The organism is Halosimplex pelagicum (genome assembly GCF_013415905.1).
Taxonomy (GTDB): domain Archaea; phylum Halobacteriota; class Halobacteria; order Halobacteriales; family Haloarculaceae; genus Halosimplex; species Halosimplex pelagicum.
This window is the reverse complement of record NZ_CP058909.1, coordinates 3,477,864-3,497,859: the sequence shown is the minus strand read 5'-3', so window position 1 is coordinate 3,497,859 and position 19,996 is coordinate 3,477,864. Positions and strand designations below refer to the sequence as shown.

The following is a 19,996-nucleotide window of genomic DNA, read 5'->3' as shown; positions in this document are numbered from 1 at the left end:
CGCTGTGTGCGCTCGGCGGCCGTGGAGGCGGGCATCGTCCTACGCCCGGACCTCCTCTTCCTCGACCTCGCGGTCGACGCCGACGTCCTGGGCGAACTCCTCCAGGACCTCCATGGTGACGCGGTTGTCGTCCGCGCCGAACTCCTTGACGCGCCGGGTGATCTCGCGCACCTCCTCGTCGGTGGGCTCGTAGCTCGCCTCGACCAGCCGCTCGCGCACCGAGTGCTGGCCGGTGTGCTTGCCCAGGACGAGTTCTCGCGAGGCCCCGACCATCTCCGGGGTCATGACCCCCGGCTCGAACGTGTCGGAGTTCTCGATGACGCCGGCCGCGTGGATCCCGCTCTCGTGGGAGAAGGCGTTACGGCCGACGACCGGCTTGTTCGCCGGCACCGGAATGTCGCTCTTGCCCTCGATGATCCGGGAAATCTCCGTGATCCGCGTCGTGTCGATCCCCGTGTCCACGTCGTACAGCGACTCCAGGGCCATCACGACCTCCTCGTAGGCCGCGTTGCCCGCGCGCTCGCCGATGCCGTTGACCGAGACCTGCGCCTGCGACGCACCGGCCTCGAAGCCCGACAGCGCGTTCGCCGCCGCCAGCCCGAAGTCGTCGTGCGTGTGCACGTCGATGTCCGCGTCCGTGCGGTCGACGACCTTCGCGATCATGTCGCGGAACCGGCCGGGCGTCGCCACCCCGCAGGTGTCCGGGATGTTGATCCAGTCGGTGCCCGCCTCCGAGACCGCGTCGACGACCTCCATCAGGAACGCCTCGTCCGTCCGGGTGGCGTCCATCGGCGAGAACATGCACTCGACGCCCGCGTCCTTGACGCGCTCGACCGACTGGACGGCGCGCTCAACGGCCTGCTCGCGAGTGGCGTGCATGGAGTCTTCCAGCTGTACGTCGCTCGTCGAGACGAACACGTGAACCAGCTCCACGCCGGAGTCCAGTGCCGCTTCGACGTCTTTCTCGACGACCCGAGCTAACCCGCAGGTCGTCGTCGAGGTCGATTCCGCGATGTCGCGGACGGCCTCGAATTCCGCGTCGGAGTTGACCGGGAAGCCCGCCTCGATGACGTGGGTCCCCATGTCGTCCAGCACCGCCGCTATCTCCCGTTTGTCTTCGTAGGAGAACGACGTGCGTGGTGACTGCTCCCCGTCGCGGAGCGTGGTGTCGAAAATGCGTGCCTCGTGAACTTCCGAGGTACTATTTAAAGTACCCTGGAAGAACTCGATCCGCCGGCGAAGCCGACGTGCCCTCTGTATTGGACATTGTATCCCTACGTGTTCGCTCGGAAGGCATAAAGGCTCCGCTCGGCGCGTTCGTGAGGTAGCTTGTGGCACGATGGCGTCGTTTGGGTGGAGATCCGGTTTGGAGGCAAAGCGGACGGTTTGAGAGGCGCTGAGGATCAGAGTGGCAGTTAGATAGTTGATTAGCGGGATTTACTGCCTTTGCGAACCGGACACGTTTCTTTGTATACTATAGGTGCTGACTTACCGCATGTGCTTACATTTCCAATTTTTGACCACCACAGAAGATTGATTTGTTGTGGGAAACTCGCTTTTGGTGATGGGTTGGATCCGCGATCTCCTATCGTTGACCGAAGACAGTATCGAAAATGAACGGACACAACAAGAAGAGCGGTTTCCCCGCCACACATACGGACCGGGATACCCAATCGTCGTTCATCGGCAAGAACTCAATGATCTCTTCCATCTCTTGGAGAAGGAAAGCGAAGTCCCAGATGGATGGGAGAGTACACCTTTTCTGAGTCGGGAGGACTTTGAAGAAGTTATTGAGGACGTAGTTGGCGATCTTGACGGCGAAATTCCATCTCCTGAGGAACGGCGCGATGAACTCCGTAAAATACTGGAATTATGGGAAGATCAGCTCAATGGTCCCGAAGATACTGTCTGGACAACCATCGGTACCGATCACCAATTCAAATACTACATTACTCATTGCGAGAATCGAGCGGATTCAGAGTACGACGAGTTCGAAGAGCCAGATGAACTCGACACAGTACGAAGGATTGTAGACCGGATACGAACCGCCCAAGATACTGACGCAAAACTGGCGGTCGTCGATAAGCGCCATCTTCCGCTTGAGACGCCCAAAGAGAGTCCGTCAGAAACGATTTAGCTACCTTTCTTCTCTTCGTCTGAAATAGAATGCCTTTTTCTGTGGATGGAACCGGACACTGCTATGATGTGACGATAGATATTGCTTGTAGCGCAAATCCGGCCACTAAGAGACCCGCTCCGAAGATAGCATCAGTAATATCCCTCCCATCCAATTTATTTGAAATGTTAATTGTCCCAGGGTCACTTTGAATCCTCTGCCTGGGCAGAAAAATCCCGCCACCGAATCCATCCATAACTAATCCATAGATCTGGGAATTGATTTTTCCACCCATAAGAAATTCATTAATTAGCAGAATAGAAATGAGGGAAGTTCCCATGAGGAAGAGCATATATGCGGGCATACTGTCAGCAATCCCCTCTATGAAGTCCTCATTCTCAGATTCGTCGAAATATGTGGATATTCTGCACGCTATTTTCTCTTCATGCACGAACATTAGTAGAGACACGAACAATATGCTGGATGAAACTACAATAATCAGGTTAGTGAAAAGTCCTAGAGGGGTGATCTCGTACCCAATACTGGTAAATACGATAATCAGTGTGAGAACTCCTATCGTGTCCAACCAAGCGCTTGTGCCTATCTTGCCGCCCATCTTCCGATATTACGATTAGATGAAACATCGAGTATTAAGCTACTCAATCAGGGATCAACTGTTTCCGACATAATTTAGAGCGATGTTACCTGTAAATTACGTCAGACCACACAATCTTCTGCTGTCGCCCGTCCCGCCCGTCATGCCCGACGGCGTTCCACTCGCCACCGACGATCTCGGTGACGGTTGACGGCTTCCGGCGTACCACGTCGTCACTCTTGTGGAATAAAAAGAACTTACAAGACGGTCTGCCCCTACACCCCCTCTGCCGCCGTCAGCGAGCGGTGTTGGTCCTCCCACAGCCTGAACCGACCTGCGGCGGCGCTGGCTCACTAGATCCCTTATCGCGGTACCGGACACTTCCGAGCAGGAGTGGAAACGGCTCGCCCCGAAACGGGGGCGAGACGGGTGGGTGAGGGTGGGGGATCCCCCCGATCCCCCGAAACGAAGTGGATGGCTTCGTGCCCGTGTGTGCGGGCAGTTACCGGTTCGATGCGACGTGATATAGCACTTCGCCCAATTTGTTTAGGGGATGCTCTCGGTGAGACACCGAAGTGAGAAGGCCGGGCACGGGGGGAGCACCCCGACGCGTCGACTCCATACTGAGACCAGCGGCGCCACTCAGTCCTCGCGCAGGTTCGTGACCGACGAGTCGAGGAGAGTCACCGCTCGAAGCTCTCGCGGGAACGACTGACGGCTTCGCGAGCCCCCTCCGCCTCCTCGCTGCTCCACGCGCCGATGTTCACCGACCCCTCGTCGCTGGCGAGCCGGTGCAGTAGCTCGTCGAACGTCTCGTCGTCGCGCTTCAATCGCTCCAGCAGTTCCTTCGCCTCGTCGCTGACCCGAATACGCGGGCTCACACCCCAATAGATTCAACCGTCCTACAAGTGCTTGTTCCGACGCGGTCGCCGGCAATCGGAACCAAACGGCTACCAAGGCATACACTTGAGTAACTGCTCGATAAACTCTACGAGACATGAACGGCATAGCCGGAAAGACGGCACTCGTCACCGGAGCGGGATCGGGCATCGGACGCGCGTCGGCACTGCGGTTCGCCGAGGAGGGCGCGAACGTCGTCGTCGCCGATATCGACGTCGAGGGCGGACGGGAGACGGTCGACCTGATCGAGGACGCCGGTGGCGACGCGACCTTCGTGGAAGTCGACGTGTCCGACACCGCGTCGGTCGAGCGGATGGTCGACGCCACCGTCGAAGCCTACGGGAGCCTCGACTTCGCGCACAACAACGCCGGTATCCTCACCGACTTCGTGGAGACGACGGGCATCAGCGAGGCCAACTGGGACCGGATCGTCGACATCAACCTCAAGGGGATCTGGGCGTGCATGAAGGCCGAACTCCCCGCGATGGAACGCACGGGCGGCGGCGCGATCGTCAACACCGCCTCGGAGGCCGGGCTCGTGGGCATGGGCGGGCTCTCCAGCTACTCGGCCAGCAAACACGGCGTCGTCGGGCTGACGAAGTCCGTCGCGCTGGAGTACGCCGAGCGCGATATCAGAGTCAACGCCATCGCGCCCGGGCCGACGAAGACGAACATCCAGTCGGGGATCCTCGGTGAGTCCGGCGGGTCGTCCATCCTCGGGCGGATCCGCTCTATCGTGCAGACGGTCAAGATGGCGCTCCGGACGCTCCGCGCCGACTTCGACACCTCGGCGATGCGGGACGTGCCGATGGGCCGGATCGCCGACCCCGAGGAGATGGCCGGCGCCGTCGCCTTCCTCTGCTCGACCGACGCCTCCTACATCACCGGGACGACGATCCCCGTCGACGGCGGGCAGGCGGCCGACTGACCGGCGGCCGTCGTCCGAGGTACTGGCCCCCGCTCAGAACGGGTACTCGCGGGGCTCGCGCTGGATCGAGATCCACTTCGTCTCGGTCAGCTGTTCGAGGATGGCGCCGTCGTTGTAGCCGCCGACGCCCGAGGCCTTGCTCCCGCTGAAGGTGACGTGGGCCTCGTCGTTGATCGGCTGGTCGTTGATGTGGACCTGGCCGGTCTCCATCCGGTCGGCGATATCCATCCCCACGCCGAGGTCGCCGGCGTGGACCGAGCCCGCGAGGCCGTACTCGGTGTCGTTGGCGATCGCGACGGCCTCGTCGATATCGGAGAACGGGATGACCGGCGCGATGGGGCCGAAGTGCTCGTTGCAGGCGGCGGGCATGTCGTTGGTCACGTCCGAGAGGACGGTGGGTTCGACGATCAGCGTGTCGTCGACGCCGTCCTGCTGGGCCGTCCCGCCGCCGGTTTCGAGGGTGGCGCCAGCGTCGACGCTCCGCTCGACGTAGTCGAGCATCTCGTCGCGCTGGGACTCGTCGACGATCGGGCCGACGACGGTGTCGCCCTCGTGGGCGCTGCCGACGGCGAGCGACTCGGCGCGGTCGACCAGCGCGTCGACGTACTCGTCGTAGATATCCTCGTGGACGACGTGGCGGTTGATCGAGATGCAGACCTGGCCCTGGTGGACGAACGAGCCGAAGGTCGCGCTGTCGACGGCGCGGTCGATGTCGGCGTCGGCGGTGACGACGTGGGCGTTGTTGCCGCCGAGTTCCATCGACTGCTCGGCGAGGTTCTCGCCGGCGACGGCGGCGACGTGGCGGCCGACTTCGGTCGATCCGGTGAACGTGACCACGTCGCTCTCGGGGTGGCCGGCGACGCGGTCGCCGATGTCCGAGCCGCTGCCGGTGACGACGTTGAGGACGCCGGCGGGCAGGCCGACCTCCTCGAACAGTTTCGCGAACAGCAGCCCGCCGGTGATCGGGGTGTTCGTCGCGGGCTTGAGGATGACGGCGTTGCCGGTCGCCAGCGCCGGCGCGACGGCGCGCATCGAGAGGTTCAGCGGGAAGTTCCACGGCGAGATGACCGTGACGACGCCCCGCGGGTGTCGCTTGACGATGTGCTCCTTGCCGGGGACGTTCGAGGCGGCGTGCTCGCCTTTCGCCCGCCGGGGCAGCGTCGCCGCCTCGCCGGCCTGGTCGGTGGCGATCTGGACCGAGGTCTCGCCCATGATCGCCGAACCGCCGGCCTCGTGGGCGAGCAGTTCGATGACCTCGTCGCTGTGGGCCTGGAGCGCCTCGATGGCGTTCTGGATCACTTCCGCGCGGCGCGCGGGCGGCGCGTCGGCCCACTCGGACTGGGCCGCGGCGGCCGCCTCGTAGGCGGCGTCCACGTCCGCCTCGACGGCGGCGGGGACCGTCGCGACCTGTTCGCGCGTCGACGGGTCCTCGACGGCGAGCGTCTCGTCGCTCTCGGCGGCCGTCCACTCGCCGTCGACGTACAGTGCGTTCCAGTCGTCGTCGATCGCGTAGCTGTCGGGCACGAGTGTCTCGGCTAGGGAGTTCCGACGGAAAAGGGCGGAGGAGCCGGGCGGTGCTGCCGGGGCCCGTCGCAAACGCGACCGACCGACGAGAAAGCGGGATTCAAGTCGCCCCAATCCGTATCGTACGGCGAATGGGAGCCGCACCTTCGGGACCGTCGGCGAGCGCGCGACGGGGGGACTGAGATGGCCGGCTCACACCGGGACCGACCGCTCGTCACCGCCGGCGCGCCCCTGTCGGTCGCCGAGGCCGCGGTCGTCCTCGTCCACGGCCGCGGCGGGAGCGCCGACGGGATGGTCGCGCTGGCCGACGAGTTCTACCGCCACGGCCTCGCGCTGGTCGCCCCGGCGGCGCGGCGCAACAGCTGGTTTCCGAACTCGTTTCTCGCGCCCCGGGAAGCCAACGAGCCGGCGCTCTCCGCGGCCCTCGACGCGGTCGACGACGCGGTCGAGACGGTCCGCGAGGCGGGCGTCCCGCGGGAGCGCGTGGTCGTCCTCGGGATCTCCCAGGGCGCCTGCCTCGTCGCGGAGTTCGCCGCCCGAACCCCCCGCCGGTACGGCGGTGTCGTCCTGTCCAGCGGCGGGCTGATGGGTCCGGAAATCGACGACTACGACGGCAGCTTCGACGGGACACCCGCCCTCGTCGGTGGCCACGCGGACGACCCGCAGATCCCGGTCGAACGCGTCCGCGAGACGGCCGCGGTCTTCGAGTCGCTCGGCGGCGACGCGCGGACGCGGATCGAGCCCGGCGACGACCACGGGATCACGGACGCCGAACTCGCGGCGGTGGGTGACCTGGTCGAGGACCTCCTGACGAGCGGAAACGACGGGCGTTCGGATCGGTGAACCGGTTCCCCCTTCGACTTCGGACGGGGGGTAGGGGGTTGAGTGTGCCGGCAGAGGGGGTATCGGGGTCGCCGTCGAACCGGGCGCAATGCCAGCAGACATCCCCGGGATCCACCACGTGACGGCCATCGCGAGCGACCCCGGTCGTAACTACCGGTTTTTCACCGAAGCGCTGGGGTTACGACTGGTGAAACGCAGCGTCAACCAGGACGACGTGTCGGTGTATCACCTCTTCTACGGCGACCGGAGCGGGACGCCCGGAACGAGCATGACGTACTTCCCCTATCCGGACGCCCAGCCCGGCCGCGTCGGCACGGGCCAGGTGACGACCGTCCAGTTCCTGATCCCCGTCGGCTCCGTCGAGTACTGGACCGACCGGCTCGAATCGGAGGGCGTCGACCACGACCCGCCACGCGAGCGCTTCGGCGACACCGTGATCCCCTTCGAGGACCCCGACGGCCTCCCGATGGAGCTCGTCGCTCGCGCGGACGCGCCCGACTGCGACCCGCCGGACGGCCCCGTCCCGGACCAGCACGCCATCCGCGGCTTCTTCGGCGTCGCCCTCTCGCTGGCGACCGCCAGCGGCACGGGCAACCTGCTCAAGACGATGGGGTTCCAGCCGACCAAGAGCGAGAACCACCGCCAGCGGTTCCGCGCCGGCGGCGACCTCGGGACCGTCGTCGACGTGCTCGAAGACCCGGAAGCCCCGCGGGGAGAATCGGGGACGGGGACGGTCCACCACGTCGCCTTCCAGGTCTCCGACGCCGAGCAGGCCCAGTGGCACGACGCCCTCGTCGACCGCGGGCTCCGCCCGACGCAGATCATCGACCGGAAGTGGTTCAAGTCGATCTACGCCCGGACCGCCGGCGGCGTTCTCTTCGAGTTCGCCACCAAATCCCCCGGCTACACCGTCGACGAGAGCGTCGACGAACTCGGCGAGCGCCTCGTCCTCCCCGAGTGGCTCGAAGACCGCCGCGCCGAGATCGAGGCGAACCTCCCAGAGCTGTCGACCGCCGCGCACGAGGCCTGATCGGGCCGCCGGTCGGCCGAGCGGTCGGATCGTGGCCGACCGGTCGGGTCGCGGCCCCGCTACGGGCTCACCCGTCGTCGAACGGCGGCAGTTGCCCCTCGATCATCTCGCGGTCCTCCGCCAGCCACGGCGGGAGCACGAGGTCGCTACCGGGGTCGGGTTCCCGGTCGGCGACGCCGAGTCCCGGTCGCTCGGTCGCCAGCTCGAACAGGACGCCGCCGCCGTCGCGGACGTACAGCGACTCGAAGAAGTGCCGGTCTTTCACCCGCGACACGTCGAAGCCCCGCTCGTCGAGCAGCGCGCGCCACTCCCGGAGTTGCTCGCCGCTCTCGACGCTCAGGGCGACGTGGTGGATCGACCCGCGCCCCTCCTTGCCGTACTCGGCGTCGTCGGTCAGCAGATCGACGGTCGACTCCCGTCCCTCGGGAAGCCGGTAGCGGACGGCGTCGTCGCGCTCGGCGACGATCTCGAACCCGAACGTGTCCAGCAGGCTCGCCGTGACGTACGGGTCTGCCGAGCGCACGGAGACGCCGCGGACGCCGCGAATCGCGCGTTCGGCGGGGACCGCACCGTCTGGCTGCCCGCCGGTCCAGGGGTGGTCTGCTCCCCCGTCGAGGTCGGTGGGCCCCGTTTCGCCGTCCGCGACGCCGACGAGTTCGAGCGACGTGCCGTCGGGGTCCTCGAACGTCAGGACGGGTTCGCCGAACCGCTCGGCACGCTCGACGGCCACGCCGCGGTCAGCGAGTCGGTCGTCCCAGAACTCCATCGAGTCCGCGGGCACCCGCAACGCCGCCGTCGTGATGTCGGGCTTGCCGATCCGGCCGGGGTCCTCCCGCGGGTAGGTGAAGAAGGTGAGCACCGAGCCGGGCGTCCCCCGCTCGTCGCCGTAGTAGAGGTGGTAGATGAACGGCTCCTCGAAGTTCACGGTCCGCAGGAGAAAGCGGAGTCCCAGCGTCTCCGCGTAGAACCGCCGGTTGGCGGTCGGATCGCCCGCGACCACCGACACGTGATGCACGCCGAGCGTGTCAGAGAGCACTGGCGGGGGTAGGACCCGCGCCGCCATAAGCCTGTCAGCGGCGGGTGACCGGACGCCGACCGAGCGCGCCGGTCACTCGTGGCGCTCTCCGGCCTCGACCGTCGTCTCCAGCCAGTTCTCCTCGGGCGGGTACGGGCAGGAGAAGGTGTCGCTGAACGCGCAGAAGGGCGAGTACGCGAGGTTGAAGTCGATCGTCACCTCGTCGCCGTCTTCGAGGTCCCGGTCGGGTTCCAGTTCCATGTAGCGACCGCCGTCGTAGGTCTGCTGGCCGGTCGTCTTGTCGCGGAACGGCACGAAGATGGACTCGTCGTCCGGCTGTTGCCTGTAGCCGTGGAGTTCGAAGGACTCGCCGTCGAGGTCGAACGCGAAGGTGACCACGCGCTCGTAGCGGACCGTCCGGCCGTCGGAGGTCTCCATCTCGACGGGGTCGGGCTGGTCGTGGACGGTCACCGTCGCGTCGACGCGGTAGTCGGCGTCGGGCTCGAAGTAGTCCAGCCCGTCGAAGTCGTCGCGGTCTTCGGGCGGGATCGGCGATTGAGGATGTTCGTCGAGGAACTGGTCTTTCTCGGCGCGGTTCGCCCGCAACTGCTCGGCCCAGTCGTCGGTGTCGCTCATGACCCGAGATTACTGTCCCGGTGGTTTGAGTCCGGCGGTCCTCGACACCCGCCCCTCGAACCCCGATTCGAGAGGGCGGGTTCCGCCAAGTCTATGGATGTGTGGGTACGACGTATGTACAGTGAGTGGATCATGGGAACGACTCGCGTCAACTTCCGACTCCCCGAGGAGCTGATCGAGAAGGCCGACGTGGCCGCCGAAGTCTCGCACAAGAACCGGACGGAGATCGTCGTCGAGGCACTCCGGGACTATCTGGACGACATCGAAGACCAGGAGGCGTTCAAGGAGGCCGTGGTCGAACTCTACCTCGACGACGAGATCGGGTTCGAGGCGCTGAAGGAATTCGTCGGGCGCCAGGACGCCGAGTCGGTCCGCGCGTCGAAGACCCTGCTCGACCGGGGCGACGAACTGGCCGACGACCTGGCAGATCTGTAGATGATAGTCGCGGACACGTCCGCGCTTGTTTCGCTGGCCGTCATCGACACACTCGACACCGTCCTCACGGAGTTCGAGGTCCACACCACGGAGACGGTGGTCGCCGAACTCGAAGACACCGCCGAGTACGACGACAGGCACGGGGAGGCCGCCCAGGCGGTGCTCGACAACCGGGACGACTTCGAGACTCACGAGGTGACGGAGACGCTCGAATCGTCCCAGATCGACCGCGGCGAGGGCAGTTGCGCGCTCCTGACGAGCCAGTTGGAGGCGGAGTTCCTGATAACCGACGACCTCCGGGCGCTCCCCGAACTCCAGACCGCCAGCGACGCCGAGGTCGCGATCTCCCCCATCGTTCTGAAGGCGCTGGTGAAGCGGGAGGTGCTGGGGACGGAGGAGGCACGGGAGAACGTCGACAGGCTCGCGGAACGGCGGTCCTGGCTCGGACAGCCCATCTACGCGAGAGCGAAAGAACTGTTCGAGTAACTGCTTCGGCCGTCGGTTCGGAGACGGTTTCTCCGCGGTCGCGGCGAGGTCACCGTCCGACAGACGATCAGACCGGCGACGGTTCGTTACTACGCTCTCAAATCGCGATTCGAGCCCACCCGTCGGACACACCTTTTTCTCGGTCGACCGCGAGGGGGTGGGTATGAGCGAGATCGACCTCGACCTCCAGACGGTCGAGGAGGAACTGACCGACGAGGAGGAGGGCGAGGACGGGGGCGGACGGGTCGTCCTCGGCGTGCTCGACGGGACGACGCCCGACGAGGAGTGGGTCGAAGTCGTCGAGGACGGCGGGACGCTCGTGCTCTCGATCGAGGGGGACGTGAACGAACTGGCGGCGGGGTTCGCCGGCGACGTGCGCGAGATCGACGGCGACCTCATGCAGTTCCGCGGGTTTCTCGTCGTGACGCCGCCCGGCGTCGGCATCGACGCGAGCCGACTGGACTGAGCGCCGTCCGTCCGCGGCCGACGCGGCCCGCGGGCACGCGTTCGGGAGCGACGACCCCGAACCGCCCAACTCGTCGGTGTCGTCGCTTATGTGGCCGGCGCGCCAACGTGGGGACATGCCGATGAAAGGATCCGGGCGGTCGACCTCGTGGCGGGAGATCAACCGGTGGGACGGCGGCACCAGCTGGCTCGCCTACCCCGACGAGGAGATGGAGCGGGTGAGCCACGCCCTGGTCACCGACGGCGATGTGTGGCTCGTCGACCCCATCGACGTGGACGGCCTGGACGAGACGCTCGCCGAGCACGGCACCGTCCGCGGCGTCGTCCTCCTGCTCGACCGCCACGAACGCGACGCCGAGACGCTCGCCCGCCGCCACGAGGTGCCCGTCTACGTCCCCGAGTGGATGGACGAGGTGCGCTCGGGCCTGACGGCGCCGGTCGAGCCGATCCGGCGGAGTCTGGCCGACAGCGGCTACGACCTGCACAAGCTCGTCGACAACCCGGTCTGGAAGGAGGGATTTCTCTACGACGAGGACTCGAAGACGCTGGTCGTCGCCGAGGCGGTCGGCACGTCGTCGTACATGCTGACGAGCGACGAGCGCCTCGGCGTCCATCCGGCGCTCCGACTCAAGCCGCCGAAGGCGCTCGGCCGCTACTCGCCCGAACGGATCCTGGTGGGCCACGGCGAGGGCGTCATGACCGGTGCGGCCGAGGCGCTAACCGACGCGCTCGACGGGTCGCGCAAGCGGACGCCGCGGCTGTACGCCCAGACCGCGCGGGAGTTCCTGTTTTGAGTCACCACACCGAACCTCGCCAGACCGAACCCCGCCGCCAGGCCGAACCCCGCCGTCCTGAGACACGCCGGCCCGGCGACGGCCGCGAGCGACGGAGTTTTGCCGGGTGCGGCGAATAACCCACCGTGGTATACGCGACGCGCGGACTGGTCGAGTCCTGTCTCAGGTTCGCACGGGAGTCCGACCCCGACCCGGTGACCATCTCGCTGTCGGTGACGCCCGCCGGGGAGTTGCCGGGCGCGGATCTACCGCCGGAGACACCCGTGTTCACCCACTTCTACTACCCGGACTCGGCCGGGTCGGTCAACTTCGTCTTCGGCGTCGACATGGGGACGCCGGTCGGCCAGACTCAGGCGCGGTTCGTCTCCCACCCCAACGGGGAGCTGCGCGTCCGCCAGCGCGACGACTTCGCCGAACGCATCTTCGTCGCCGTCCCTCCGTGGGACGAGGAGTCGGTCGCGGTCTTCGACCGCCGCGGCGAGGAGCAGCCGCTCGAACTGCTCGACGTGGAACCGCCCGAGGAGTTCCCGGAGTAGCCGACTCCGCTGACGGCTCAGTCCAGATAGCCCAGGTCTTCGAGCTGGTCGGCGATCTCGGAGAACTCCGCCTCGGTCAACTCGCCTTTCTGCTGGTTCTGGATGACGATGCTCCGCAGGAGAAAGCGAACGAGGTCGCTCGTCGAGGAGAAGCTCGTCCCCTCGATGGTCTCGTCGACGCGGTCGGCCAGGTCCTTCGGGATCGAGACGGTGGTGTAGTCGGTCATACCGGCGGATGGGCGGGGTTCGGGTTAGGCGTTGTGTCTGGCCGCGAGCGGGGTGCCCGCTGCCGTCCGACGGTCTCGGGCGCTCGAATGTTCGGTACAAGATAGCTACTGAACAAGTGCAGTGGCGCGTGCTGTCGAGCGTGCCCGCCTCGTGGCGGGCCGCTCGAAACAGTCGCGCGAGGGATGAGCACCGCACGCCGCAGGCGCGCGGAGCGCAAGAGGTTGGGGAGGTGTGAGGCCGTCTGCGGTTGCTGTGCGGTGCCGTGCGGTCCTGGTGGACTGAAAGGGCGAGGCGCGCTCGCGTCCAGTTCAGTCGTCTGAGCGGGCACTATCCGCGCGGGCCGTGCGGAGAGCGCGGATATCCCGCTCAGCGACCGCGAGCGCGGCGAGGGCTTTCAGCACTCACTGTCCGGTGCGATCGAATCGACAGCTAGCGAGCGCGGCGAGGGCTTTCGTCGCCTGTTGTCACCGTCGAGTGCGGTCGCTGTTAGTCGGCTTCCGTTCACGACTCGTCCAACAGAAACAGCCGATAAGCGAGCAACACACACTGAACATCCTCGAAGCCGCGTCACAAGAACTACACCTCGGCCGGACGAATCCGACGAGCGATGCCCTCCAACGACGAACCGCAGTCGCTCCGGGCCGATATCGTCCGGCGATGGAAGGAGGAACTGTTCTCCGCCGATACCGTGGTCGCGGCGGTCGCCGTCGCGGTGGCGATCCCCGTCGGCCTCGCCGCCGCGGTCGTCGTCGGCGCGGCGGCGATCTACCCGGTCTGGTTCGCGACCGCCGCCGGGCCGAGCCTCGGCTACTGGCGCGGGATCCGGATCGAGGTCCCGATGGGCACCGCGGCGAAGGTCGGGACCGCGATGGCGCTCGCGACCGCGGTCGTGACGAGCGGCGTGGTCGCGCTCACCCTGGCACTCGACGGCGGCGAGGGCGCCGCGGTCGTCGCGGGCGGGCTCGTCGGCCTGCTGTTCAGCGGGCTCGCCAGCCGCTACGCCTTCCACCGGCTCGCCGGCGAGACGGCGTGACCGCGAGACGACCAGCCCGCGGTCGCCGGGGCGCTACAGCGTGAGTTCGACCCGGTAGTCGGTCAGGTTCTCGTAGCCGTCCTCGGTGACGACCACGAGGTCCTCGATGCGGACGCCGCCCACCTCGGGGTCGTACAGCCCCGGTTCGATCGTGATGACGTGGCCCGGCTGCAGCTCCCCGCCGCCGGGGGCCAGGCTCGGGCCCTCGTGGACATCCAGCCCGACGCCGTGGCCGGTCGAGTGGATGAACCCCGTCTCGGTCCCTTCGTCGCTGCGCAGCGTCGGTTCGCCGGCGTCCTCGTACACGTCGCAGGCGGCCGCGTGTACGTCCGCGCCGGTCGCGCCCGGCTCGACGGCGTCCAGAGCGGCGCGGTAGGCCTCCTCCGTCAGGTCGTACCACTCTCGGACCGTCTCCGTGGGCTCGCCCCGGCAGAACGTGCGGGTCATGTCGGCGTGGTACTTCGTCGCCTTGTTCTGCGGGAAGATGTCGACGATGACCGGCTCGCCGGCTTCGAGCGGGCCGCTCCCGCGGTCGTGGGGGTCGGCGGCGTCGGCGCCACAGGCGACGATGGTCTCGTCCAGCGCGCAGCCGTGACGCAGCAGCGTCACCTCGATCTCGGTCTTGACGGCCTCGCTCGTCAGCGGGTCACCCTCGTGGTACAGCGTCCCGTCCTCCACGTCCGCGCCGGCGATCAGGTCCTCGGCGGCGTGCATGGCGGCTTCGTTCGCTTTCTGGGCCTCGCGGACGTTGTCGATCTCCTCGTCGGTCTTGACCGCGCGGATGTCCGAAACGGTGTCCTCGCGGTCGACGGCGACGTCGATCCCCAGGTCGCGCAGGCCGTCGGCGACGTGCAGCGGGAACCGCGGCGGCGCGGCCACGCCGTCGACGCCGTGGGCGTCGAGGAAGTCGGCGAGCGAGCGGTACGTGGCCTCTCGGGGGCCGTACTCCTCGCTGTAGGCGCCGTAGTCGTAGTCGATGGCGCGTTCGACGCTCGCGGCGCGGGCCTCGCGCTTGGCGCGGCCGAACTCCAGGCTGCGCCCGAAGAAGAGTCGTACGTCGCCGTCGTAGAGCGTGACGAACGGGTCCGGCGCGTCGAACCCCGAGAGGTAGTACTGCGTCGAGTCCGTCGAGTCCGCGTGGACGAGGTAGCCGTCGACGCCCTGTTCGTCGAGGTACTCGTCGAGCGCGGACAGGTCCGGGTCCATACCCCCAGGAAGCATCGCCCGGGGTAAATAGGGTACGCCGCCAGCAAACGAGTCGACAGCAGCGCCGCGGAGTCGGCGGGCGCGTCGCGACCCGCGACCGACGGCCTGCGAGGGGCTGCCAGCCTCGCCGCCTCCGGTAGCCTGATGCACCGGGGGGCCGACCCGGGGCACATGGACGCTACCATCGAGCGGTCGACGGTCGAGGGCCGGGCGCGCGCCCCGCCGTCGAAGAGCTACACGCACCGGGCGATCCTCGCCGCGGGCTACGGGACCGACGCCACGGTCCGGGACCCGCTCGTCAGCGCCGACACGCAGGCCACGCGCCGCGCCGTCGAGGCCTACGGCGGCGAGACCGACCTCGCCGAGGACCGGTCGACGCTCGAAGTCTCCGGGTTCGACGGCCTGCCCGACGTGCCCGCCGACGTGATCGACTGCGCCAACAGCGGGACGACGATGCGACTCACCACCGCGACGGCCGCGCTCGCTGACGGCCTGACCGTCCTCACCGGCGACGGGTCGCTGCGCTCGCGCCCGCAGGGGCCCCTGCTGGACGCCATCGAACAGCTCGGCGGTCGCGCCGAGAGCACCCGCGCCAACGGCCAGGCGCCGCTCGTGATCGGCGGCCCCGTCGACGGCGGGACGGCCGCCATTCCGGGGGACGTGTCCTCGCAGTTCGTCACCGCCCTCCTGATGGCCGGCGCCGTCTCCGAGGAAGGGGTCACGGTCGACCTCGAAACGGAACTCAAGTCCGCGCCGTACGTCGACATCACGATCGAGGTGCTGGAGGCGTTCGGCGTCGACGCGACCGAGACCGTCGAGGGCTACCGCGTCGAGGGCGGCCAGACCTACGCCCCCGAGGGCGGCGAGTACCACGTCCCCGGCGACTTCTCCTCGATGTCCTATCTCCTCGCCGCCGGCGCGCTCGCCGCACCGGACGGGCTGGTCGTCGAGGGCGCCTACCCCAGCGCACAGGGCGACGCCGCCATCGTCGACGTGCTCGAACGGATGGGCGCCGACATCGACTGGGACCGCGAGGCCGGCGAGATCACGGTCTCCCGGTCCGACCTGACCGGCGTCGAGGTGAGCGTCGCCGACACGCCCGACCTGCTCCCGACCATCGCCGTCCTCGGCGCCGCGGCCGACGGCACGACCTCCATCGTCGACTGCGAACACGTCCGCTACAAGGAGACTGACCGCGTCAGCGTCATGGCCGACTCGCTCACCGAGATGGGCGCCGCCGTCGTCGAGGAACGCGACCGCCTGTCGATCCGCGGCGCCGAGACCGACCTCCGGGGCGCGACCCTGCCCGGTCGCGACGACCACCGGATCATCATGTCGCTCGCTGTGGCGGGTCTCGTCGCCGACGACGAGACGACCATCACCGCGGCCGAGGACGTGGACGTCTCGTTCCCCGGCTTCTTCGAGACGCTCGCCGGGCTGGGCGCGACCGTCTCGAAGTAAGTGCGGCGTCGGCCGTCGATCGTCGCAGGAAACCGCTCAGGACGCCGTCGCGATCGTCGCGACGAGTTCGTCGCAGTAGGCGTCCAGGTCGTCGGGCTTGCGGCTCGTCACCAACCCGTCGTCGGTGACGACCGCCTCGTCGACCCACTCGCCGCCGGCGTTCTCGACGTCGGTCTCCAGGCTGGGATAGGAGGTCAGGGTCCGCCCCTCGACGGCGCCTGACTCGACGAGCGTCCACGGCCCGTGACAGATCGACCCCGTCGGTTTGTCGGCGGCGAGGTGCTCGCCGACGAACGCGACGGCGTCGTCGTCCGCGCGGAGTCGGTCCGCGCCCACCGTCCCGCCGGGGACGTGGACCGCATCGTAGTCCTCGGCCGAGACGTTCCCGACCGTCTCGTCGATCTCGACCGTCTCGGCCTGTTCGAGGTCGTTGTCGACGGTCTGGGCCTCGCCGTCCTCGATGCTGACTACATCGACCTCGGCACCCGCCTCGGTGAGCGCTTCGACCGGCCGTTCGAACTCGACGCGCTCAGTGCCTTCCGGCGCGACAAGCACCGCGACGGTCGTCCCGTCGAGGTCCTGGGGCTGTGTCTGACTCATCGTGACTACGCCAGGGGAGAGACGAAAGTAGGAGTTGCACTTGCCGTTGCAACCCGCGAACCACCGTCAGAAACGCCGATATATCCCGATTCAGGCGTTCTTCGCGGTTCTGTCGCCGAACTCCTCACGGACCTTCTTCACTTTCGGTTCGGCGTGGAACTGGCAGTAGCGGTCGCCCGGGTTCTTCTCGTAGTAGTTCTGATGTTTCTCCTCGGCTCTCCAGAAGGTGTCCAGCGGCGCGATCTCGGTGACAATCTCGTCGTTCTCGTAGCTGTCGAACTCGCCGCCGCTCTGGAGGTTGTGGACGAACCGCTCGACGACCGCCTTCTGCTCGTCGTCGTGGTAGTAGACGGCCGAGCGGTACTGCGAGCCCACGTCGGGACCCTGCTTGTCCTTCGTCGTCGGGTCGTGGATGCGGAAGAACACCTCCAGCAGGTCCTCGTAGGCGACGACCTGGGGGTCGTACTCGACCTGCACGACCTCGGCGTGGCCCGTCGAACCCGAGCAGACCTGCCTGTAGGTGGGGTTGTCGGTGTCGCCGCCGGCGTAGCCGGAGGTGACGTCCTCGACGCCGTCGAGTTCCTCGAAGGCCGCCTCGATACACCAGAAACAGCCGCCCGCGAGCGTCGCGGTCTCTGTCTCGGTCATTACTCGGAGTTAGGTGCGGAGCCGTTTGAACCCAGCGACGGGCGGACCGGCCGCGCCGACCGGTCCGGACGGCCGCGCTCGCCCACATCTTCAGAACTATATGCCAGGGTCACCCACCCCGACGTAATGAACGGCAACGAGTTCGGCCGTCTCTTCCGGTTCACGACGTTCGGCGAGAGCCACGGGGAGGCGATGGGCTGTACCGTGTCGGGCTGTCCGGCGGGGGTCGAGATCTCCGAGGACGAAGTACAGGAGGAACTCGACCGACGCAAACCCGGCCAGTCGATGATCACCACCTCCCGGGGCGAACCCGACGAGGTCTCCATCAAGTCGGGGACGCTGGAGGGGTACACGACTGGCACGCCGATCGGGATGGTCATCCAGAACAAGGACGCCCGCTCGGGCAAGTACGAACCCTTCATCACGGCGCCCCGTCCCTCCCACGGCGACTACACCTACTCCGCGAAGTTCGGCACGCGCAACTGGGGCGGCGGTGGCCGCTCGTCGGCCCGCGAGACCGTCAACTGGGTCGCCGCCGGCGCCGTCGCCAAGCAGGTCCTCGACCAGTCCGACCACGACGTACAGGTCAAGGCCCACGTCAACCAGATCGGCGATATCACGGCCGAGGACGTGACCTGGGAGGACATGCTCGAACACACCGAGGACAACGAGGTCCGCTGTGCCGATCCCGAGGTCGCCGAGGAGATGCGCGACGCCATCGACCGCTACCAGAACGAGGGCGACTCCATCGGCGGGTCGGTCTACTTCGAGTGTCGCGGCGTCCCGCGCGGCCTGGGCGCACCCCGCTTCGATTCGTTCGCCGCCCGTCTCGGGCAGGCGATGTTCTCCATCCCCGCGACGACGGCCGTCGAGTACGGCCAGGGCAGGGAGGCCCGGGAGACGCTCGGCAGCGACCGCAACGAGGACTGGGAGTTCGACGACGGCACGCGCGACGACGTGGTCAGCGAAGAGGGCGACCCCGTCCCCGTCGGCAACGACCACGGCGGCCTCCAGGGCGGGATCACCACCGGCGAGCCGATCTACGGCGAGGTGAGCTGGCACGCCCCCGTCTCCATCCCGAAAAAGCAGGAGACCGTCGACTGGGAGACCGGCGAGACGAAGGAAGCGCAGGTCGTCGGCCGCCACGACCCGAGTCTGCCGCCCCGCGCCGTCCCCGTCGTCGAGGCGATGCTCCGCGTGACCATCCTCGACTTCATGCTCCTGGCCGGCCGCATCAACCCCGACCGCCTCGACGACCGCCCCGGCGAGTACGATACGGACTACCACCCCGAGAGCCCGCAGAACGACCCCGACGACGCGGACACGATGACCGAGACGGTCGAGGACGACGAGGACTGATGAGCGTGGAGCCACTACCGCACCCGGACACCGCATAATGGACGCACGCCAGGACGAACTGTCCAACCCGTTCGGGATGGACGAGGACTGCACGAACTGCCCGGAACTGGTCGAGACGCGCGAGCGGATCGTCCACGGTTACGGCGACGTGGGCGCGGACTTCGTGGTCATCGGCGACCAGCCCAGCGCGGCGGCCGACGAGACCGGCGTCCCCTTCGCCGGCGACCAGTCGCTCGTGTGGGATATCCTCGACCGCGTCGGCCTCGTCGAGGGCGACCCCGGCGCCGCCGAGCCCGAACCGGACGAGGTCTTCCTGACCTACGTCACCCGCTGTCGCCACCCCGACCGCACCGCGACCGACGAGGAGGTCCGGGCCTGCGAGGCCTACCGCTCCAGCGAGTTGCGGATGATCAACCCCGAGATCATCGTCCCCGTCGGCCAGCGGGCCATCGAGGCGCTGGCGTTCCAGTACACGACCAAGAGCGAGGACGAACTGGACGTGACCGAGCTCCACGCGACGACGATGCGCGGTCGCGGCTTCGAACTCGTCCCCATGCTCGACCCCGCCGACCAGACGCCCGAGGCGACCGAGGCGTTCGTCGAGCACTTCGCCGACCTCCTCGGGACGGACTACCGCCAGACCAAGGGTCGTCAGGGCAGCCTGGAGACCGGCCGCGGTCCCGACGACGGCGAGTAGTGCCCGCGACCGCTCCGACGGACGGTTAGCCGCCGCGTCACCAGTCCCGGTCCGCCAGGTCCGCGGCGGCCGCGGCGGCCTCCTTCCGCAGATCCGCGACGTGGTACACCACGTCGGTGAGCGTGACGATACCCTGCACCGACAGCCCCTCGGTGACGACCACCTTCTTGACGCTCTCCTCGGCCATCGTCCGCGCGACGCCCTGAACGGTCCGGTCGGGGTCGGTCGTCACTAGCGGCGGATGCGCGAGGTCGCGGACGGGGATCTCACCGAAGGGCCGGCCCCGCTCGTGGGCCGCTTCGAGCGCGTCGGTCTCGGTGACGATCCCGGTCGGCGTCTCGCCGTCGACCACGACGACGCTGCCGACGCCCTCGGCGAGGAGCCTCCCGACGGCGTCGTCCAGCGTCGCGTCGACGCCGACGGTCACTACCTCTGTCGACATCAGCTCGCGAACGAGCATC

Annotated in this window: 24 protein-coding genes; 13 read left to right on the top strand and 11 right to left on the bottom strand. The window is 67.5% G+C overall.

Translation table 11 applies throughout. From position 1 onward, the window contains the following. Positions 1-39: 39 nt before the first annotated feature. Positions 40-1,272: a LeuA family protein gene (locus HZS54_RS17555; RefSeq protein ID WP_179923054.1), complete on the bottom strand. Its 1,233-nt coding sequence runs from the start codon at positions 1,270-1,272 to the stop codon at positions 40-42. Positions 1,273-1,564: 292 nt separating this feature from the next. Here HZS54_RS17555 and HZS54_RS17550 point away from each other — a divergent pair, with 292 nt between their 5' ends. After that, entirely contained in the window at positions 1,565-2,137 is a 573-nt protein-coding gene (locus tag HZS54_RS17550) for a hypothetical protein (RefSeq protein ID WP_179918377.1), read from the top strand. A 61-nt stretch (positions 2,138-2,198) separates the two neighbouring features. Here HZS54_RS17550 and HZS54_RS17545 read toward each other — a convergent pair whose 3' ends face one another. Together HZS54_RS17545 and HZS54_RS17540 are read right to left on the bottom strand one after the other, a co-directional pair. Beyond that, positions 2,199-2,732 (bottom strand): hypothetical protein, encoded by a 534-nt coding sequence (locus HZS54_RS17545; protein WP_179918376.1) that lies wholly within the window; start codon positions 2,730-2,732, stop codon positions 2,199-2,201. Between the two features lie 662 nt (positions 2,733-3,394). Beyond that, a complete protein-coding gene (locus HZS54_RS17540; protein ID WP_179918375.1) occupies positions 3,395-3,592 on the bottom strand; it encodes a DUF7557 family protein in 198 nt (65 codons plus the stop codon). A 116-nt stretch (positions 3,593-3,708) separates the two neighbouring features. Here HZS54_RS17540 and HZS54_RS17535 point away from each other — a divergent pair, with 116 nt between their 5' ends. Further along, positions 3,709-4,539: an SDR family NAD(P)-dependent oxidoreductase gene (locus HZS54_RS17535; protein ID WP_179918374.1), complete on the top strand. Its 831-nt coding sequence runs from the start codon at positions 3,709-3,711 to the stop codon at positions 4,537-4,539. Positions 4,540-4,572: 33 nt separating this feature from the next. Here the strand turns inward: HZS54_RS17535 and HZS54_RS17530 are convergent, their stop codons facing one another. Further along, a complete protein-coding gene (locus HZS54_RS17530) occupies positions 4,573-6,063 on the bottom strand; it encodes an aldehyde dehydrogenase family protein (protein ID WP_179918373.1) in 1,491 nt (496 codons plus the stop codon). 183 nt (positions 6,064-6,246) lie between these two features. Between HZS54_RS17530 and HZS54_RS17525 the strand changes: the two genes are divergently transcribed. Both HZS54_RS17525 and HZS54_RS17520 read left to right on the top strand, forming a co-directional pair. Beyond that, the gene (locus HZS54_RS17525; RefSeq protein ID WP_179918372.1) at positions 6,247-6,906 is read left to right on the top strand and encodes an alpha/beta hydrolase; all 660 of its coding nucleotides are present in this window, start codon (positions 6,247-6,249) and stop codon (positions 6,904-6,906) included. Positions 6,907-6,994: 88 nt separating this feature from the next. Beyond that, positions 6,995-7,936, top strand: coding sequence for a VOC family protein (locus tag HZS54_RS17520; RefSeq protein ID WP_179918371.1), 942 nt, complete (start codon positions 6,995-6,997; stop codon positions 7,934-7,936). A gap of 67 nt (positions 7,937-8,003) precedes the next feature. Here HZS54_RS17520 and HZS54_RS17515 read toward each other — a convergent pair whose 3' ends face one another. Beyond that, the gene (locus HZS54_RS17515) at positions 8,004-8,972 is read right to left on the bottom strand and encodes a VOC family protein (RefSeq protein WP_179918370.1); all 969 of its coding nucleotides are present in this window, start codon (positions 8,970-8,972) and stop codon (positions 8,004-8,006) included. Between the two features lie 72 nt (positions 8,973-9,044). Continuing rightward, the gene (locus HZS54_RS17510) at positions 9,045-9,587 is read right to left on the bottom strand and encodes a DUF1684 domain-containing protein (RefSeq protein WP_179918369.1); all 543 of its coding nucleotides are present in this window, start codon (positions 9,585-9,587) and stop codon (positions 9,045-9,047) included. Positions 9,588-9,719: 132 nt separating this feature from the next. Here HZS54_RS17510 and HZS54_RS17505 point away from each other — a divergent pair, with 132 nt between their 5' ends. From HZS54_RS17505 to HZS54_RS17485, 5 genes are all read left to right on the top strand, one after another. Further along, the gene (locus HZS54_RS17505) at positions 9,720-10,022 is read left to right on the top strand and encodes a CopG family ribbon-helix-helix protein (RefSeq protein ID WP_179923053.1); all 303 of its coding nucleotides are present in this window, start codon (positions 9,720-9,722) and stop codon (positions 10,020-10,022) included. Beyond that, positions 10,023-10,508 (top strand): PIN domain-containing protein, encoded by a 486-nt coding sequence (locus tag HZS54_RS17500; RefSeq protein ID WP_179918368.1) that lies wholly within the window; start codon positions 10,023-10,025, stop codon positions 10,506-10,508. 163 nt (positions 10,509-10,671) lie between these two features. Next, positions 10,672-10,974: a DUF5779 family protein gene (locus HZS54_RS17495; RefSeq protein ID WP_179918367.1), complete on the top strand. Its 303-nt coding sequence runs from the start codon at positions 10,672-10,674 to the stop codon at positions 10,972-10,974. A 115-nt stretch (positions 10,975-11,089) separates the two neighbouring features. After that, positions 11,090-11,767: a hypothetical protein gene (locus HZS54_RS17490; RefSeq protein ID WP_179918366.1), complete on the top strand. Its 678-nt coding sequence runs from the start codon at positions 11,090-11,092 to the stop codon at positions 11,765-11,767. A gap of 125 nt (positions 11,768-11,892) precedes the next feature. Further along, positions 11,893-12,303, top strand: a complete 411-nt coding sequence (locus tag HZS54_RS17485; RefSeq protein WP_179918365.1) for a JAB/MPN domain protein-containing protein — start codon at positions 11,893-11,895, stop codon at positions 12,301-12,303. Positions 12,304-12,320: 17 nt separating this feature from the next. Here HZS54_RS17485 and HZS54_RS17480 read toward each other — a convergent pair whose 3' ends face one another. Next, on the bottom strand, positions 12,321-12,530 hold the full coding sequence (locus HZS54_RS17480) for a ribbon-helix-helix domain-containing protein (RefSeq protein ID WP_179918364.1): 210 nt from the start codon (positions 12,528-12,530) through the stop codon (positions 12,321-12,323). 608 nt (positions 12,531-13,138) lie between these two features. Between HZS54_RS17480 and HZS54_RS17475 the strand changes: the two genes are divergently transcribed. Next, positions 13,139-13,564, top strand: coding sequence for a hypothetical protein (locus HZS54_RS17475; protein WP_179918363.1), 426 nt, complete (start codon positions 13,139-13,141; stop codon positions 13,562-13,564). 33 nt (positions 13,565-13,597) lie between these two features. Here the strand turns inward: HZS54_RS17475 and HZS54_RS17470 are convergent, their stop codons facing one another. Then, a complete protein-coding gene (locus tag HZS54_RS17470; protein WP_179918362.1) occupies positions 13,598-14,770 on the bottom strand; it encodes a M24 family metallopeptidase in 1,173 nt (390 codons plus the stop codon). A gap of 171 nt (positions 14,771-14,941) precedes the next feature. Here HZS54_RS17470 and aroA point away from each other — a divergent pair, with 171 nt between their 5' ends. Then, positions 14,942-16,231: a 3-phosphoshikimate 1-carboxyvinyltransferase gene (aroA, locus tag HZS54_RS17465; protein ID WP_179918361.1), complete on the top strand. Its 1,290-nt coding sequence runs from the start codon at positions 14,942-14,944 to the stop codon at positions 16,229-16,231. A gap of 36 nt (positions 16,232-16,267) precedes the next feature. Here the strand turns inward: aroA and HZS54_RS17460 are convergent, their stop codons facing one another. Both HZS54_RS17460 and msrA read right to left on the bottom strand, forming a co-directional pair. Then, positions 16,268-16,831: a type 1 glutamine amidotransferase domain-containing protein gene (locus tag HZS54_RS17460; protein WP_179918360.1), complete on the bottom strand. Its 564-nt coding sequence runs from the start codon at positions 16,829-16,831 to the stop codon at positions 16,268-16,270. Positions 16,832-16,921: 90 nt separating this feature from the next. Beyond that, positions 16,922-17,479: a peptide-methionine (S)-S-oxide reductase MsrA gene (gene msrA, locus HZS54_RS17455; protein ID WP_179918359.1), complete on the bottom strand. Its 558-nt coding sequence runs from the start codon at positions 17,477-17,479 to the stop codon at positions 16,922-16,924. 126 nt (positions 17,480-17,605) lie between these two features. Here msrA and aroC point away from each other — a divergent pair, with 126 nt between their 5' ends. Both aroC and HZS54_RS17445 read left to right on the top strand, forming a co-directional pair. Next, on the top strand, positions 17,606-18,838 hold the full coding sequence (aroC, locus tag HZS54_RS17450; protein ID WP_179918358.1) for a chorismate synthase: 1,233 nt from the start codon (positions 17,606-17,608) through the stop codon (positions 18,836-18,838). Between the two features lie 37 nt (positions 18,839-18,875). After that, complete coding sequence (locus tag HZS54_RS17445) at positions 18,876-19,535, top strand: uracil-DNA glycosylase (protein ID WP_179918357.1); 660 nt, start codon at positions 18,876-18,878, stop codon at positions 19,533-19,535. 37 nt (positions 19,536-19,572) lie between these two features. Here HZS54_RS17445 and HZS54_RS17440 read toward each other — a convergent pair whose 3' ends face one another. Beyond that, entirely contained in the window at positions 19,573-19,977 is a 405-nt protein-coding gene (locus HZS54_RS17440; protein ID WP_246391680.1) for a CBS domain-containing protein, read from the bottom strand. Positions 19,978-19,996: the final 19 nt, after the last annotated feature.

Bases quoted from the DNA above. Each gene is read 5' to 3' on its own strand.
- HZS54_RS17550 (WP_179918377.1), top strand. From the start codon at position 1,565: ATGGGTTGGATCCGCGATCTCCTATCGTTGACCGAAGACAGTATCGAA.
- HZS54_RS17545 (WP_179918376.1), bottom strand. From the start codon at position 2,732: ATGGGCGGCAAGATAGGCACAAGCGCTTGGTTGGACACGATAGGAGTT.
- HZS54_RS17535 (WP_179918374.1), top strand. From the start codon at position 3,709: ATGAACGGCATAGCCGGAAAGACGGCACTCGTCACCGGAGCGGGATCG.
- HZS54_RS17525 (WP_179918372.1), top strand. From the start codon at position 6,247: ATGGCCGGCTCACACCGGGACCGACCGCTCGTCACCGCCGGCGCGCCC.
- HZS54_RS17520 (WP_179918371.1), top strand. From the start codon at position 6,995: ATGCCAGCAGACATCCCCGGGATCCACCACGTGACGGCCATCGCGAGC.
- HZS54_RS17510 (WP_179918369.1), bottom strand. From the start codon at position 9,587: ATGAGCGACACCGACGACTGGGCCGAGCAGTTGCGGGCGAACCGCGCC.
- HZS54_RS17505 (WP_179923053.1), top strand. From the start codon at position 9,720: ATGGGAACGACTCGCGTCAACTTCCGACTCCCCGAGGAGCTGATCGAG.
- HZS54_RS17500 (WP_179918368.1), top strand. From the start codon at position 10,023: ATGATAGTCGCGGACACGTCCGCGCTTGTTTCGCTGGCCGTCATCGAC.
- HZS54_RS17495 (WP_179918367.1), top strand. From the start codon at position 10,672: ATGAGCGAGATCGACCTCGACCTCCAGACGGTCGAGGAGGAACTGACC.
- HZS54_RS17490 (WP_179918366.1), top strand. From the start codon at position 11,090: ATGCCGATGAAAGGATCCGGGCGGTCGACCTCGTGGCGGGAGATCAAC.
- HZS54_RS17480 (WP_179918364.1), bottom strand. From the start codon at position 12,530: ATGACCGACTACACCACCGTCTCGATCCCGAAGGACCTGGCCGACCGC.
- HZS54_RS17475 (WP_179918363.1), top strand. From the start codon at position 13,139: ATGCCCTCCAACGACGAACCGCAGTCGCTCCGGGCCGATATCGTCCGG.
- HZS54_RS17470 (WP_179918362.1), bottom strand. From the start codon at position 14,770: ATGGACCCGGACCTGTCCGCGCTCGACGAGTACCTCGACGAACAGGGC.
- aroA (WP_179918361.1), top strand. From the start codon at position 14,942: ATGGACGCTACCATCGAGCGGTCGACGGTCGAGGGCCGGGCGCGCGCC.
- HZS54_RS17460 (WP_179918360.1), bottom strand. From the start codon at position 16,831: ATGAGTCAGACACAGCCCCAGGACCTCGACGGGACGACCGTCGCGGTG.
- msrA (WP_179918359.1), bottom strand. From the start codon at position 17,479: ATGACCGAGACAGAGACCGCGACGCTCGCGGGCGGCTGTTTCTGGTGT.
- aroC (WP_179918358.1), top strand. From the start codon at position 17,606: ATGAACGGCAACGAGTTCGGCCGTCTCTTCCGGTTCACGACGTTCGGC.
- HZS54_RS17445 (WP_179918357.1), top strand. From the start codon at position 18,876: ATGGACGCACGCCAGGACGAACTGTCCAACCCGTTCGGGATGGACGAG.
- HZS54_RS17440 (WP_246391680.1), bottom strand. From the start codon at position 19,977: ATGTCGACAGAGGTAGTGACCGTCGGCGTCGACGCGACGCTGGACGAC.